The 14,745-nt window shown below is 75.1% G+C and carries 13 protein-coding genes; 12 read left to right on the forward strand and 1 reads right to left on the reverse strand.

Features of this window, described 5'->3' with window-relative positions; genetic code table 11:
- Window positions 1-133: 133 nt before the first annotated feature.
- The 9 genes from ACSNOD_RS18990 (at window position 134) to hutI (ending at window position 10,878) form a co-directional block, all read left to right on the forward strand.
- Complete coding sequence (locus tag ACSNOD_RS18990) at window positions 134-1,339, forward strand: NAD(P)/FAD-dependent oxidoreductase (RefSeq protein WP_436768163.1); 1,206 nt, start codon at window positions 134-136, stop codon at window positions 1,337-1,339.
- Window positions 1,327-1,587 (forward strand): (2Fe-2S)-binding protein, encoded by a 261-nt coding sequence (locus ACSNOD_RS18995; protein WP_436768164.1) that lies wholly within the window; start codon window positions 1,327-1,329, stop codon window positions 1,585-1,587. Before ACSNOD_RS18990 ends, ACSNOD_RS18995 begins: the two co-directional genes overlap by 13 nt.
- The gene (locus ACSNOD_RS19000) at window positions 1,584-3,116 is read left to right on the forward strand and encodes an FAD-dependent oxidoreductase (RefSeq protein ID WP_436768165.1); all 1,533 of its coding nucleotides are present in this window, start codon (window positions 1,584-1,586) and stop codon (window positions 3,114-3,116) included. Before ACSNOD_RS18995 ends, ACSNOD_RS19000 begins: the two co-directional genes overlap by 4 nt.
- A gap of 8 nt (window positions 3,117-3,124) precedes the next feature.
- A complete protein-coding gene (locus tag ACSNOD_RS19005; RefSeq protein WP_436768166.1) occupies window positions 3,125-4,135 on the forward strand; it encodes a dihydrodipicolinate synthase family protein in 1,011 nt (336 codons plus the stop codon).
- Entirely contained in the window at window positions 4,135-5,136 is a 1,002-nt protein-coding gene (locus tag ACSNOD_RS19010) for a proline racemase family protein (protein WP_436768167.1), read from the forward strand. The genes ACSNOD_RS19005 and ACSNOD_RS19010 overlap by 1 nt, the downstream gene beginning before the upstream one ends.
- A 153-nt stretch (window positions 5,137-5,289) precedes the next feature.
- Window positions 5,290-6,948, forward strand: coding sequence for a urocanate hydratase (gene hutU, locus ACSNOD_RS19015; RefSeq protein ID WP_436768168.1), 1,659 nt, complete (start codon window positions 5,290-5,292; stop codon window positions 6,946-6,948).
- Between the two features lie 68 nt (window positions 6,949-7,016).
- Window positions 7,017-8,204 carry an allantoate amidohydrolase gene (locus ACSNOD_RS19020; RefSeq protein WP_436768172.1) on the forward strand — a complete coding sequence of 396 codons (1,188 nt, stop codon included), beginning with the start codon at window positions 7,017-7,019 and terminating at the stop codon, window positions 8,202-8,204.
- Window positions 8,201-9,628 (forward strand): formimidoylglutamate deiminase, encoded by a 1,428-nt coding sequence (locus tag ACSNOD_RS19025; protein ID WP_436768173.1) that lies wholly within the window; start codon window positions 8,201-8,203, stop codon window positions 9,626-9,628. The genes ACSNOD_RS19020 and ACSNOD_RS19025 overlap by 4 nt, the downstream gene beginning before the upstream one ends.
- A gap of 35 nt (window positions 9,629-9,663) precedes the next feature.
- Window positions 9,664-10,878 carry an imidazolonepropionase gene (gene hutI, locus ACSNOD_RS19030; RefSeq protein WP_436768174.1) on the forward strand — a complete coding sequence of 405 codons (1,215 nt, stop codon included), beginning with the start codon at window positions 9,664-9,666 and terminating at the stop codon, window positions 10,876-10,878.
- Window positions 10,879-11,020: 142 nt separating this feature from the next.
- Here hutI and ACSNOD_RS19035 read toward each other — a convergent pair whose 3' ends face one another.
- The gene (locus ACSNOD_RS19035; RefSeq protein ID WP_436768175.1) at window positions 11,021-11,941 is read right to left on the reverse strand and encodes an RNA polymerase sigma factor SigF; all 921 of its coding nucleotides are present in this window, start codon (window positions 11,939-11,941) and stop codon (window positions 11,021-11,023) included.
- Window positions 11,942-12,177: 236 nt separating this feature from the next.
- Between ACSNOD_RS19035 and ACSNOD_RS19040 the strand changes: the two genes are divergently transcribed.
- From ACSNOD_RS19040 to ACSNOD_RS19050, 3 genes are all read left to right on the forward strand, one after another.
- Window positions 12,178-12,546: an STAS domain-containing protein gene (locus ACSNOD_RS19040; RefSeq protein WP_436768169.1), complete on the forward strand. Its 369-nt coding sequence runs from the start codon at window positions 12,178-12,180 to the stop codon at window positions 12,544-12,546.
- A 203-nt stretch (window positions 12,547-12,749) separates the two neighbouring features.
- The gene (locus tag ACSNOD_RS19045) at window positions 12,750-13,241 is read left to right on the forward strand and encodes an ATP-binding protein (RefSeq protein WP_436768170.1); all 492 of its coding nucleotides are present in this window, start codon (window positions 12,750-12,752) and stop codon (window positions 13,239-13,241) included.
- 385 nt (window positions 13,242-13,626) lie between these two features.
- Window positions 13,627-14,400: an LPXTG cell wall anchor domain-containing protein gene (locus ACSNOD_RS19050; RefSeq protein WP_436768171.1), complete on the forward strand. Its 774-nt coding sequence runs from the start codon at window positions 13,627-13,629 to the stop codon at window positions 14,398-14,400.
- Window positions 14,401-14,745: the final 345 nt, after the last annotated feature.

The raw sequence follows: 14,745 nt of genomic DNA on the forward strand, positions 1-14,745 counted from the left end.
CCCTCGTGCGGGCCGCACCCTCCGCCGCGGCCCTGCCGCCGCTCGGCCTGCGGGTCAACCCACAGGTGGGCGGCGGCCCGTACTACCGTCGCGCTGCTCACAGAACGGCGGTTCCATGCCAGGGAACGGCGGTGTGCCTGTGCTCCTGCTCCGGAAACACCCCGACGCCGTCGTGGTGGGCGCCGGCGTCGTCGGCGCCGCCTGCGCCGAGGCGCTGACCCGGCGCGGACTGCGCGTCACCGTGCTGGACCGGGCGCCCGTCGCCTCCGGCACCACCGCGCGCGGCGAGGGCAACCTTCTCGTCTCCGACAAGCGGCCGGGCCCCGAACTCGCCCTCGCCCAGGCGTCCCTGCGGCGCTGGCCGCGGCTGCTGGCCGAGCTCGCCGCCGAACTGGGCCCCCGGCTCGCGGACTGCGAGTACGAGCCCAAGGGCGGCCTCGTCGTGGCCACCACGGACGCCGAGGCGGCCGCCCTGCGGACGCTCGCCGCCGCGCAGCGGGCCGCCGGGGTCGACGCCCGCCCGGTGGCCGCTCCAGCCGTCCTGGAGCCCCATCTCACCCCCGAGGCGCGCGGCGCCGTCCACTACCCCGAGGACGCCCAGCTGCAGCCCGTGCTGGTCGCCACCGCCCTGCTCGCCGCCGTCACCGCGCGCGGCGGGGCGATCCGTACGGGCGTCGAGGCCCTCGGCGTGCGCCACGGGCGCCGGGGGCGGGTCACGGCCGTGACGACCTCGGCCGGGCCGCTGCCGTGCGGGTCGGTCGTCAACGCCTGCGGCCCCTGGGCCGGTTCCTTCGCCGCCGCGGCCGGCGCCCCGCTGCCCGTCTCGCCCCGGCGCGGCCTGATCCTGGTCACCGCGCCCCTGCCGCCCGGCACGGTCCGGCACAAGGTGTACGACGCGGGCTACGTCGGAGCCGTCGGCAGCGGGGCGGCGGGGCTGAGGACCTCGACCGTGGTGGAGGCGACCCGGGCCGGCACCGTACTGATCGGCTCCAGCAGGGAGCGCGTGGGCTTCGACGCGACCGTACGGGTCGAGGTGCTGCGCGTCCTCGCCCGCAGGGCCACCGCCCTCTTCCCCGTACTGCGCGAGGTGCCCGCCCTGCGCGCGTACGGCGGCTTCCGCCCGTACACCCCCGACCATCTGCCGGTCATCGGCGAGGACCCGCGCCGCCCAGGACTGTGGCACGCCACCGGGCACGAGGGCGCCGGCATCGGCCTCGCCGCGGCCACCGGCGAACTCCTCGCCGAACTCCGCACCGGACAGACCCCGCATCTCGACCCGGCGCCCTTCCGGGCCGACCGCCCCGCCCTGTTCACCGAGGAGGCCCGGTGTTCCGTGTGACCGTCGACGGCGCGAGCCGGCCCGCGTACCCCGGGCAGACGGTGGCCGCCGTACTGCTCACGGCCGGCCGCGTCTCCTGGCGCACCACCCGGGGCGCGGGCCGGCCGCGCGGCCTCTTCTGCGGCATCGGCGTCTGCCACGACTGCCTGGTGACGGTCAACGGCCTCGCCGACGTCCGCGCCTGTCAGCGCGAGGCCCGCCCCGGCGACGACATCCGCACGGGAGAGGGCGCCGGGGGCACGGCGTGAGCCGGCGGGTCGTCGTCATCGGCGCCGGGCCCGCCGGCGCGGCGGCCGCGCTCGCCGCGGCCCGGTCGGGGGCGGACGTCGTGGTCGTCGACGGCGCGGCCCGACCCGGCGGCCAGTACCACCGGCTGCCCGCGCCGGGCCTCGCCGGCCGCGCCTCCGCGGGGGCGCTGCACCTGGAACGGGCCCTGCTCACCGCCCCGCGGGTGACCGTTCTGTGCCGGGCCGCCGTCTGGGCCGTCGAACCGGTGGCCGAAGAGCCCGTGGCCGTCGAGCCCGTGGAGGGGCGGGCCGCACACCGGGTCCATGTGCTCCAGGGCCCCGCCGACGGCATCGGCCGCACCGCCAGGACGCTCGACGCCGACGCGCTGGTCCTGTGCCCCGGGGCGTACGACCGGGCGCTGCCCTTCCCCGGCTGGGAGCTGCCCGGGGTCTACACGGCGGGCGCCGCCCAGGCGCTGGCGAAGGGTCAGGGCCTGGCCGTCGGCCGGCGCGCCGTGGTCTGCGGCACGGGACCGTTTCTGCTGCCCGTGGCCGCCGCCCTGGCGGGCGTCGGGGCGGAGGTCGTCGGCGTGTTCGAGGCGGGCTCGCCCCTCGGCTGGCTGCGCTCCCCGCTGTCCGTACTGCGCGACGGCCGGGACAAGCTCCCCGAGGCGGCCGGCCACGCGGTCCTGCTGGCCCGCCACCGGATTCCGTATCGCACCCGTACTGCCGTCGTCGCCGCGCACGGGACGGACCGCGTCGAGGCCGTGACCGTGGCCCGGCTGGACGCCCGCTGGCGGATCAGGCCCGGCAGCGAGCGCCGCGTCGAGGGCGTGGACGCGGTCTGTACGGGCTTCGGCTTCACCCCCCAGCTCGAACTCGCCGTCGCGGCGGGCTGCGCGCTGGGGGAGGGCCCCGACGGCGGCCCGCGGGTGACCGTGGACGGCCGCCAGGCCACGAGCGTGCCGGGCGTCTACGCGGCGGGCGAGATCACCGGCGTCGGCGGTGCGCGGCTCGCCGCGGCCGAGGGCGAGCTGGCCGGCCTGGCGGCGGCCGGCGGCCTGTCGCGCGACGGGCGGGCGCCCGCGGTCGCCGCGCGGGTGCGGTCCGGGCGGCGGTTCGCGGCGGCCCTCGCGGCCGCGCACCCGGTGCGGGACGGCTGGCACGGGTGGCTCGCCGACGACACGCTCGTCTGCCGCTGCGAGGAGGTGCCGTACGCGGATCTGCGCGCCGCCGTGGCCGAGCGCGGCGTGGACGGGCTGCGCGCGCTCAAGCTGAGCTGCCGCGTGGGCCTGGGCGCCTGCCAGGGCCGGGTGTGCCTGCGCAACGCCGCCGAGCTCGCGGCGGTCGCCGACCCCGAGGCGGGCGAGCGCCGGCCGATCGCCCAGCCGGTGCGCCTCGGCGACCTCGCCCGCGAGCCCGACGGCCCCGACGACCCCGGTGCTCCTGACCGGCCCGACGGCCCCGACGCTCCTGCCGGCCCTGACGACCACGACGAGCCCGCCCGCCCCGCCGTGCCCACCCGTGACCCCTCGGAGGGAACCCGATGAGCGCCCCCATGAGTGCCAAGCCCCACGCCGCCGGGCTCACCGGCGTCATCGTCGCCACGGCCCTGCCGTACGCGCCCGACCCCGCCGCGCCCGCAGGGCTCCGGCCGGACCTCGACCGCTACGCCGAGCACTGCCGCTGGCTGGTGGACGAGGGCTGCCACGGGGTGGGCCCCAACGGCTCCCTCGGGGAGTACTCCTCGCTCACCGACAGCGAGCGCCGCGCCGTCGCCCGTACGGCGGTCGAGGCGGTCGGGCGGGACGCGCTCGTGGTCGTGGGCGTGCACGGCGCGGGCGCGCACCAGGCGCGCCACTGGGCCGAACTGGCGGCCGAGGACGGCGCCGACGGAGTACTGTGCCTGCCGCCGACCCTCTACCGGGCCGGTCCCGCCGAGATCGTGCACCACTTCACGGAGGTGGCGAAGGCGGGCCTGCCGGTCATGGCGTACAACAACCCCATCGACACCAAGGTGGACCTGACGCCGGAGATCCTGCGCGAGGTCGCGGCGATCGACGGCGTCGTGGCGATCAAGGAGTTCTCCGGCGACATCCGCCGGGTGCCGCACATCAGGGAGCTGGCGCCGCGCCTGGAAGTCGTCGCGGGCGCCGACGACCTGGTGCTGGAGGCACTGCTGATGGGGGCCACGGGCTGGTTCGCCGGCTTCCCCAATGTCTTCCCCGCCGCGTCGGTGCGGCTGTACGAGCTCGCCCGCGCCGGCCGCCTGGACGAGGCCAGGGCGCTCTACGAGCCGCTGGTGCCGGCCTTCCGCTGGGACTCCCGTACGGAGTTCGTCCAGGCCATCAAGCGGGCGATGGGCCTCGCCGGCCGGTACGGCGGCCCCTGCCGGCCCCCGCGCGGCCCGCTGTCCGGCGCCCTGCTGGAGCGGCTCGACGCCGATGTGCGGCGGGCCCTCGACGCCGTCGCCGCCTCCGCCGGGGGCTCCAAGACCACCGCGCCCGGCACGGCGCCCGGCACCGAGTCCGCCACCGCGCCCGGCGGCGCGGCCCCCGCGGCCCGCTGATGCGCGCCGCCCGCTGCTTCAGCGCCGTCGACTCGCACACCGAGGGCATGCCCACCCGTGTCGTCACCGGCGGCGTGGGCGTGGTCCCGGGGGCCACCATGGCCGAGCGGCGCCGGTACTTCATGGAGCGCCTGGACGACATCCGCCGGCTGCTCGTGAACGAGCCGCGTGGGCACTCCGCGATGAGCGGCGCCATCCTCCAGCCGCCGACCCGCCCCGACGCCGACTGGGGCGTGCTCTACATCGAGGTCTCCGGCTGTCTGCCGATGTGCGGGCACGGCACCATCGGGGTGGCGACCGTTCTGGTCGAGACCGGCATGGTCGAGGTCGTCGAGCCGGTGACCACCGTACGGCTCGACACTCCGGCAGGACTGGTGACGGCCGAGGTCGCCGTGCGCGACGGGCGCGCGGAACGGGTCACCCTGCGCAACGTCGTCAGTTACGCGGCCGAGCTGGACGCCGTCGTCGACGTGCCGGGCCTCGGGGAGGTCCGCTACGACATGGCGTACGGCGGCAACTTCTACGCCATCACGCCCCTCGACGCCCTGGGCATCCCGTTCGGCACCGACCGGGCGAACGACATCCTGGCGGCGGGCCTGGCCGTGATGGCCGCCATCGACGAGCAGCGGCGGCCGGTCCACCCCGAGGACCCGCGCATCGCCGGCTGCCGGCACGTGCAGTTCACCGCGCCCGGCGGGCCGGACAGCGACGCGCGCAACGCCATGGTGATCCACCCCGGCTGGTTCGACCGGTCCCCCTGCGGGACGGGCACCAGCGCCCGCATGGCCCAACTGCACGCCCGGGGCGCGCTCCCGCTCCACCGGGACTTCGTCAACGAGTCCTTCATCGGCACCCGCTTCACGGGCCGCCTGGTGGGCACCGAGCGGGTGGGGGACCGGGAGGGCGTCGTCCCCACGGTCACCGGGCGGGCCTGGATCACGGGCATGGGCCAGTATCTGCTGGACCCGGCGGACCCCTTCCCGGCGGGCTTCACGCTGTAGCGCCGGCGGATCGCCGCCCACGGCCCGGCGAGGCGCGCCGGGGCGGGCCGAGGTGCTGCCACCTGTTGACTACGCCTATTCATCCATCGAGTATGTGAATGGATCGATCCAGTCGGAGCGACGCACAGAGACGATGGCAGGGAGGCACCGCCCATGTCAGGACCGCGACCCGTACGGGCGCCGCGCGGCACCGAACTGAGCGCCCAGGGGTGGCAGCAGGAAGCCGCCCTCCGGATGCTCCAGAACAACCTCGATCCCGAGGTGGCCGAGCACCCCGACAAGCTCGTCGTCTACGGCGGCACGGGCAAGGCGGCCCGCGACTGGCGCTCCTTCGACGCCATGGTCCGCACCCTGACGACCCTCAAGCAGGACGAGACGATGCTCGTCCAGTCGGGCCGCCCGGTCGGTGTCATGCGGACCCACGAGTGGGCCCCGCGCGTCCTGATCGCCAACTCCAACCTCGTCGGTGACTGGGCCAACTGGGAGGAGTTCCGCCGGCTGGAGGCCCTGGGCCTGACCATGTACGGCCAGATGACCGCCGGTTCCTGGATCTACATCGGCACCCAGGGCATCCTCCAGGGCACGTACGAGACCTTCGCGGCCGTGGCGGCGAAGCGCTTCGGCGGCACGCTCGCCGGGACCATCACGCTCACCGCCGGCCTCGGCGGCATGGGCGGCGCCCAGCCGCTCGCCGTCACCATGAACGACGGCGTGGCGATCTGCATCGACTGCGACCCCCGCGCCATCGAACGCCGGATCGAGCACCGCTACCTGGACGTGCGGGCCGACAGCCTCGACCACGCCCTCCAGCTCGCCGTCGAGGCCCGCGACGCCCGCCGGCCGCTGTCCATCGGCGTCCTCGGCAACGCCGCCGACCTGCTGCCCCGGCTGCTCGCCATGGGCGCCCCGATCGACATCGTCACGGACCAGACCAGCGCCCACGACCCGCTGAGCTACCTCCCGCTGGGCATCGACTTCGACGACATGGCCGCCCGCGCCGCCGACGACCCGGCCGACTTCACCCAGCGCGCCCGGGAGTCCATGGCCCGCCACGTCGAGGCCATGGTCGGCTTCCTGGACGCCGGCGCCGAGGTCTTCGACTACGGCAACTCCATCCGCGGCGAGGCGAAGCTCGCCGGCTACGAGCGCGCCTTCGACTTCCCCGGCTTCGTCCCCGCCTACATCCGCCCACTCTTCTGCGAGGGCAAGGGCCCCTTCCGCTGGGCCGCCCTCTCCGGCGACCCCAAGGACATCGCCGCGACCGACCGGGCCGTCCTCGACCTCTTCCCGGAGAACGAGTCCCTGGCCCGCTGGATCAAAATGGCCGGGGAGCGCGTGCACTTCCAGGGCCTGCCCGCCCGCATCTGCTGGCTCGGCTACGGCGAGCGCGACCGGGCCGGTGAGCGCTTCAACGACATGGTCGCCTCCGGCGAGCTCAGCGCCCCCGTCGTCATCGGCCGCGACCACCTCGACTGCGGCTCCGTGGCCTCCCCCTACCGCGAGACGGAGGCCATGCTCGACGGCTCCGACGCCATCGCCGACTGGCCGCTGCTCAACGCCATGGTCAATGTCGCCTCCGGTGCCTCCTGGGTCTCCCTGCACCACGGCGGCGGCGTCGGCATGGGCCGCTCGATCCACGCCGGGCAGGTCACGGTCGCCGACGGCACCCCGCTCGCCGGCGAGAAGATCCGCCGGGTGCTCACCAACGACCCCGGCATGGGCGTCATCCGCCATGTGGACGCCGGCTACGACATCGCCGACGAGGTCGCCAAGGACCGCGGCGTCCGCGTCCCCATGCGGGAGGACGCGTGACCGGGACGGTGGGCGACCGCTCCGCTCCCGCGCCGCGGACGCCCACCGGCGGCTCCTCCTTCCACGAGATGTGGCGCGACCTGCTGCCCATCGGCCGCCACGAGGCCACCGGCGGCTACCGCCGCTTCGCCTGGACGGCCGCGGACACCGACTGCCGGGCCTGGTTCCGGGCCCAGGCGGAGAGCCGGGGCCTGGCCTACGAGCTCGACCGCAACGGCAACCAGTGGGCCTGGTGGGGCGACCCGGCCGGGGCCGACGCCGTGGTCACCGGCTCCCACCTCGACTCCGTCCCCGAAGGCGGCGCCTTCGACGGCCCCCTCGGCGTCGTCTCCTCCTTCGCCGCCGTCGACGAACTGCTGGCGCGCGGCGCCCGCCCGAACCGGCCGCTGGCCGTGGTCAACTTCGGCGACGAGGAGGGCGCGCGCTTCGGCGTGGCCTGCGTCGGCTCCCGGCTCACCGCCGGCCGGCTCACCGCGGAGGGGGCCCACGCCCTGCGCGACGCCGACGGGGTGAGCCTCGCCCAGGCCATGGAGCGTGCCGGCCACGACCCCGCCGCCATCGGGCCCGACCACGAGCGGCTCGCCCGGATCGGCGCCTTCGTGGAACTCCACGTCGAGCAGGGCCGCGCCCTGGACCGCACCGGCCACCCCATCGGCGTGGCCAGCGCGATCTGGCCGCACGGCCGCTGGCGGTTCGACTTCCGGGGCGAGGCCAACCACGCCGGCACCACCCGGCTGGAGGACCGCCGTGACCCGATGCTCACCTACGCCAACACCGTGCTCGCCGCCCGCAAGAAGGCCCGGCTGGCCGGCGCCCTCGCCACCTTCGGCAAGGTCTCCGTCGAGCCGAACGGCGTCAACGCCATCGCCTCCCTGGTGCGCGGCTGGCTCGACTCCCGCGCCGCCGACGAGGAGACGCTCGCCTCGGTGGTCGCCGAGATCGAGCGCACCGCCGTCGAACGCGGGCAGCGCGACGGGGTCGAGGTGACCGTCACCCGGGAGTCGTTCACCCCGGTCGTGGAGTTCGCCCACGGCCTCCGCGACGAGCTCGCCGCCCTCCTCGGCGGCGTGCCCGTCCTGCCCACCGGGGCCGGACACGACGCCGGAATCCTCTCCGACGCCGTGCCCACCGCCATGCTGTTCGTGCGCAACCCCACCGGCGTCTCGCACTCGCCCGCCGAGGCGGCGACCGAGGACGACTGCCTCGCCGGGGTGACCGCGCTCGCCGACGTACTGGAGGGCCTCGCGTGTCGCTGACACCGCAGAGCTACTGGGCCGAACACGCCTGGATCGACGGGGCCGTGCTGCCCGGTGTGCTCATCCGGACCGACGTCGGGGGCCGGATCACCGAGGTGCGGCCCTCGACCCCCGCCCCGCCCCCCGGCGCCGTCGCCCTCCACGGGCTGACCCTGCCGGGGCTGGCCAACGCGCACAGCCACGCCTTCCACCGCGCCCTGCGGGGCACCGTGCAGGCCGGCGACGCGGCGGGCCCGGCGGACGGTGCCCCGCTCGACGACCCCTCCACCGGCGGTCCGCCCACCACCGGCGCCCCGGACTCCTTCTGGACCTGGCGCGAGGTCATGTACGGCGTCGCCCAGCGGCTCACCCCCGAGTCGTATCTCGCCCTCGCCCGCGCCGTCTACGCCGAGATGGCCCTGGCCGGCATCACCTGCGTGGGGGAGTTCCACTACGTCCACCACGCGTCCGACGGCACCCCCTACGACGACCCCAACGCCATGGGCCACGCCCTGATCGAGGCGGCCGCCCAGGCGGGCATCCGGATCACCCTGCTGGACACCTGCTATCTCTCCGCCGGCTTCGGCGAGCCGCCCACCCCCCGTCAGCTCCGCTTCAGCGACGGCAGCGCCGCCGCGTGGGCCGAGCGCGTATCGCTCCTGGAGGCCACCGGCCACGCCCGGATCGGCGCGGCCATCCACTCCGTGCGGGCCGTGCCCGAGGGGGAGCTGCGCACCGTCGCCGCCTGGGCCGACGAGCGGCGGGCCCCGCTCCACGTACACCTGTCCGAGCAGCCCGCCGAGAACGAGTCCTGCCTCGCCGCGCACGGCCGCACCCCCACCCGGCTCCTCGCCGACCACGGCGTCCTCGGCCCCCGCACCACGGCCGTCCACGCCACCCACCTCACCCCCGAGGACATCGAGCTGCTCGGCTCGGCCGCCACCGCCATCTGCATGTGCCCCACCACCGAGCGCGACCTCGCCGACGGCATCGGGCCGGCCACCCGGCTCCGGGACGCCGGCAGCCCGCTGTGCCTGGGCAGCGACAGCCACGCGGTCATCGACCTCTTCGAGGAGGCGCGGGCGATGGAGCTGAACGAGCGCCTGCGCAGCCGCGCCCGCGGCCACTGGAGCGCCCCCGACCTGCTGCGCGCCGCCACCGCCGACGGCCACGCGGCCCTCGGCTGGCCCGAGGGCGGCCGGATCGCCGCCGGCGCCCTCGCCGACCTCACGACGGTGGCCCTGGACTCCATCCGCACCGCCGGCCCGCTGCCCCGGCACGGCGCCGAGACGGCCGTATTCGCCGCGACGGGCGCGGACGTCCGCCATACGGTGGTGGGAGGCCGTCATGTCGTACGCGACGGGGCCCACCAGCTCGTGCCGCACGCCCCGAGGGCCCTGTCCGAGGCCATCGCCGCCCTGCGCGGCCGACAGCCCCACGGCTGAAGGAGAGCCACCCCCCGATGCACACCCACACGCCCATGACCAGCCGGCCGCCCACGGGGCCCAGCAGCCCCACCACGACCGCCGTCACCGGCATCGCCACGCTCGTCACCAACGACCCCTCCCTCGGCGCCGGCCCCCTCGGCCTGATCCGGGACGCGGCCGTCGTCATCGCCGGCGACCGCATCGCCTGGGTCGGTACGACAAGCAAAGCACCCGCCGCTGACAATCGCGTCGACGCCGCCGGCCGGGCCGTGATCCCCGGGTTCGTGGACTCCCACTCCCACCTCGTCTTCGCCGGCGACCGCACCGAGGAGTTCAACGCCCGGATGTCCGGGCGGGCGTACGAGGCCGGCGGCATCCGCACCACCGTCGCCGCCACCCGCGCCGCCTCCAACGACGAACTCGACGCCAACGTCGCCCGCTACCTCGCCGAGGCGCTGCGCCAGGGCACCACCACCGTGGAGACCAAGTCCGGCTACGGCCTCACCGTCGAGGACGAGGCCCGCGCGCTGCGCATCGCCGCCGCGCACACCGACGAGGTCACCTATCTGGGCGCCCACATCGTGGCCCCCGAGTTCGCCGACGACCCGGCGGGCTACGTGGACCTCGTCACCGGCCCCATGCTCGACGCCTGCGCCCCGTACGCCCGCTGGATCGACGTCTTCTGCGAGCGCGGCGCCTTCGACGGGGACCAGGCGCGGGCGATCCTGACCGCAGGAGCGGCCCGCGGACTGATCCCCCGGGTCCACGCCAACCAGCTCACCCACGGTCCCGGGGTGCGCCTGGCGGTCGAACTCGGCGCCGCCTCGGCCGACCACTGCACGCATCTCACCGACGCCGACGTCGACGCCCTGGCGAGCGGCGACACCGTCGCCACGCTGCTGCCCGGCGCGGAGTTCTCCACCCGCGCCCCCTGGCCCGACGCGCGCCGGCTGCTCGACGCGGGCGTCACCGTCGCCCTGTCCACCGACTGCAACCCCGGCTCGTCCTTCACCAGTTCCATGCCGTTCTGCGTCGCGCTCGCCGTACGGGACATGGGGATGACGCCCGACGAGGCGCTCTGGTCGGCGACGGCCGGCGGCGCGGCGGCGCTGCGCCGGGACGACATCGGCCGGCTCGTCCCCGGGGCCCGCGCGGACCTCGTCCTGCTGGACGCGCCGTCGCCGGTGCACCTGGCCTACCGTCCGGGCGTTCCGCTCGCGCGGGCCGTCTGGCAGGGCGGAGAACTGGTGGGCGGGGCGCCGGTCTGAGGCCGCGGTGGGGCCCGGCCCCGGGGCGAGGAGGCCCGCCGTGCGCGAACGGCCCGCAGCGCGCGAACGGCCGGCAGGACGCGAACGGCCCGCGGGGGCGCCAACCGGCGCCCCCGCGGGCCGAATACAGCCGTACTACGGCTCACTCCTCCGTGAGCAGTCCCTTGCGCAGCCGGTGCAGTGTCCGTGACAGCAGGCGCGAGACATGCATCTGGGAGATGCCGAGCTCCTCGCCGATCTCGGACTGCGTCATATTGGCCACGAAGCGCAGGCTCAGGATCTTCCGGTCGCGCTGCGGCAGTTCCGCGATCAGCGGCTTCAACGACTCGACGTACTCGATGCCTTCGAGCCCGTGGTCCTCGTAGCCGATGCGGTCGGCCAGCGCGCCCTCGGAGTCGTCCTCCTCCGGCTGGGCGTCCAGCGAGCTCGCGGTGTAGGCGTTGCTCGCGACCATGCCCTCGACGACCTCGTCGGTCGTGATGCCCAGGCGCTCGGCGAGCTCGGCCACCGTGGGCGCCCGGTCCAGGGTCTGGGCCAGCTCGTCGCCGGCCTTGGCCAGCTCCAGGCGGAGCTCCTGAAGGCGGCGCGGCACCCGCACGGACCAGCTGGTGTCGCGGAAGAAGCGCTTGATCTCGCCGATGATGGTCGGCATCGCGAAGGTGGGGAACTCCACGCCGCGGCTGAGCTCGAAGCGGTCGATCGCCTTGATCAGGCCGATGGTGCCGACCTGGACGATGTCCTCCATGGGCTCACTGCGGGTGCGGAACCGGGACGCCGCGAACTTCACCAGGGCGAGGTTCAGTTCCACCAGGGTGTTGCGGACGTACGCGTACTCGTGCGTGCCTTCCTCGAGCATTTCGAGGCGGGCGAAGAGCGTCTTGGACAGGGCCCGTGCGTCCAGGGCCCCGATCGCGTCGTGCGGGGGGATGTCGGGCAGATCCGCGAGGACGTCGTCCTCGAGCGGGGGCGGTGGTGTCGACGCCGCGGTCCGTACGGCCACGGCCGCTGTGCGGTCCGCGGGGGCCGTGTGGTCGGTGCGCGATTCGTCGAGCCGGGGTGACATGGTCTCCTCCATCGTTCTCGGCATATGGCTGCCGAAGCCGATCTCCTGCCTGCGGTGTGCGGCGCCTCCAAAGCCGGCGTTGACGTAGTGGTCTCTACTAGCCCTACCCGCTTCACCCAGGCCAAAGCAAGGTCATATTGTCAATAATTGTCCGATCTGTGGGGAAGTTCGGCTACCGAGCGCCGTATTGAAGGCGTAGTCTTCGACGTGCCGTCGCTAGCAACCAGGAGGGGTGCATGGACCACGGAATGGTCGGCAGTACCAGTCGGGGCCGACTCCGGGTCGACGTGCGGCGCCACGGTTCCAGCGCGGTGGTCACACCCGTGGGTGAGCTCGATCACCACACCGCGGACCTGCTGCGCGAGCCGCTGGAGGGCTGCGTGGACGAGGGGTGCTCACGGCTGGTCGTGGACTGCTCACAGCTGGAGTTCTGCGACTCCACCGGACTGAACGTGCTCCTCGGCGCCCGGCTGAAGGCCGAGGCGGCCGGTGGTGGGGTCCATCTGGCGGGCATGCTCCCCGTGGTCGCACGCGTGTTCGAGATCACCGGCGCTGAGGCGGTCTTCACCGTGCACGACACCCTCGACGCGGCCCTCGCCGACTGACGCGTGTCGCATTGATCGGGCGAGCGCGCACGTCCGTGACTCCCCTTGGGTGCAGTGGCGGGCTCGCCCGCCGCGTCGGACGCTCGTACCGAGAAGTGGGTGTTCCTCCGGATCGGTCGGGCAGGAGAAAGCTGAGTCTGATGAATCAGTCGGGTATCGGTGATCTGTAACGTGTATCGGCGAATCGGTGAGGTGAAGCACTGATGAGCACCACTCGGCCGCATCCGCCGGGCGACCGCGGCCAGTCCGACGGTGCTTCTCCCGTTGTCCCCATGGGCGGGCGGACCTGGCAGGTCCGCACCCTCGCCCTCACCGGGGCGAGCGGCGTCGTGCCCGCCGCACGGGACTTCACCCGCCAGGCGCTGTACGAGTGGGGCTGGCTGCCCGCCGCCGGCGCCGACCAGCGGGCGGCGGCCGAGGACGTCCTCCTCGTCGTGTCCGAACTGGTGACCAACGCCTGTCTGCACGCCCAGGGCCCGGAGGAGCTGCGTGTCGGCCGCACCGGCAAGGTGCTCCGGCTGGAGGTCGTGGACCGCGGGGCCGGCTCGCCCGAGCCCCGTACCCCGCACCGCGCGGGCCGGCCCGGTGGCCACGGCATGTTCATCGTGCAGCGGCTCTGTCTCGACTGGGGCGTCGTCCGCAACCCCGAGGGCCTCGGCAAGACCGTCTGGGCGGAGCTCGCCGCCCCCGACTAGGGGTGCGTCCCTGCCGCTTTCCCAGTCGCTTCGCCGCTTCGCCCTTCGCCGCCTCGCCGTTCTGTCGTCTCGACCGTTTCGTCGCCTCGTCCCTTCGCCGTCCTGTCGCTCGCGAGCCGCTTACGGGGTTCCGTCCCCGTAGGCTCCGCGTCCCTCGCGCCTCTCGCGTCTCTCTGTGCCTCTCCCCGATCTCGCTTCCCGCTGATCTCTCTCCCCGGGCCCCTTGAGCGGTCCCCGCGCCGCCCCTGCGCGGTCTTCGCGTCCGCAGTACTGTGCGCCGGCGCGATCCGGCGCGTTCCGTGTCTTCCCTCGGCGAGGTCCCTGGCGTACCGTCGGCGCCTCATCTGATGTGCCGTCAGATTCCTTGTGGGGCCCAGGAAAGGGGATGCGGGTGGACCGGATCTGCCGCGCGGGCGGACTCGCGCTGGCCACGACGGTGGCCGCGGCCGCGATGCTGCTGGCCGCTCCTGCCGCGCACGCCGAGACCGTGGACGTCGACTACCGCTGCAAGACCCCGATCGGGGACAAGGGCGCGGTGTCGCCCATCGAGATCAAGGGTGTCAAGAGCGGTTCCTCGTACCGCCTCACCATGTCCTTCCGGAAGGGCGTCTCCTCCAGCCCCGTCGAGCTGGGCGCCGGGGCGATGAACCCCAGTGCCCTGATCACGGTCGGCGGCGCGGACTCCGGGACGGTGACGGTCACCGGTCCCGCGAACAGCAGCGCGATACCCGCCAACACCCCCATCCGGATCAGCGATCTCTCGGGCACCTACACGCCGAGGAAGAGCGGGAAGGTGACGTTCACGGCCGGGGTGCTGACCATCAAGGCGCTGGGCACCACGACGACCTGTACGCCGGCCAACAGCCCCAAGCCGTCCCTGACGCTCGACGTCACCGCGGCGGGCGGCTCCGACCAGGGCTCTTCCGGCGCTTCCGGTTCCGGTTCCCCTTCCGGTTCCGGTTCGGCCGCCGGTCCCGGGCCGGGGACGGGCGCCGGCGCGGATCAGGGATCGGCCGGCGCCGGGCAGGGCGGGGACCGGCTGCCACAGACCGGACCGATGGACTCCGCGGTGGCCCTCGGCACGCTGGGCGGAACGATTCTGCTGGTCGGTGCGGCCGGCGTGCTCTGGCTGACGCGCCGCCGGCGGGCGCTGCGCTGAGCCTGGGGGCCGGGCGGCCCCTGTGCCGCCGGCTCGCGCGGTGGTCCGCTCGGCCGGACCGGGCCGACGCGGATCAGCTGGCCGCGGCCCGGTCCGGCCCGGTCCAGCCAGCCGTTGCCCGCCCGGCCCGCCTGGCCCGCCTGGCCCGCCTGGCCCGCCTGGCCCGCCTGGCCCGCCTGGCCCGCCTGGCCCGCCCGGCCCGGCGGCTGGCCGCCGCCCGCACCGCTCGGCCTCGCATCGCCCCGATCCGCAGCGCGTCGGTCTCGCACCGCTCCGGTCCCGCATCGCTCAGGGAGCCGCCCATGCCCTTCCGCCCCCGTGACCGTGCGCCCGCCCTCCGGCACC

The organism is Streptomyces sp. URMC 123, from assembly GCF_051386515.1.
GTDB lineage: Bacteria > Actinomycetota > Actinomycetes > Streptomycetales > Streptomycetaceae > Streptomyces.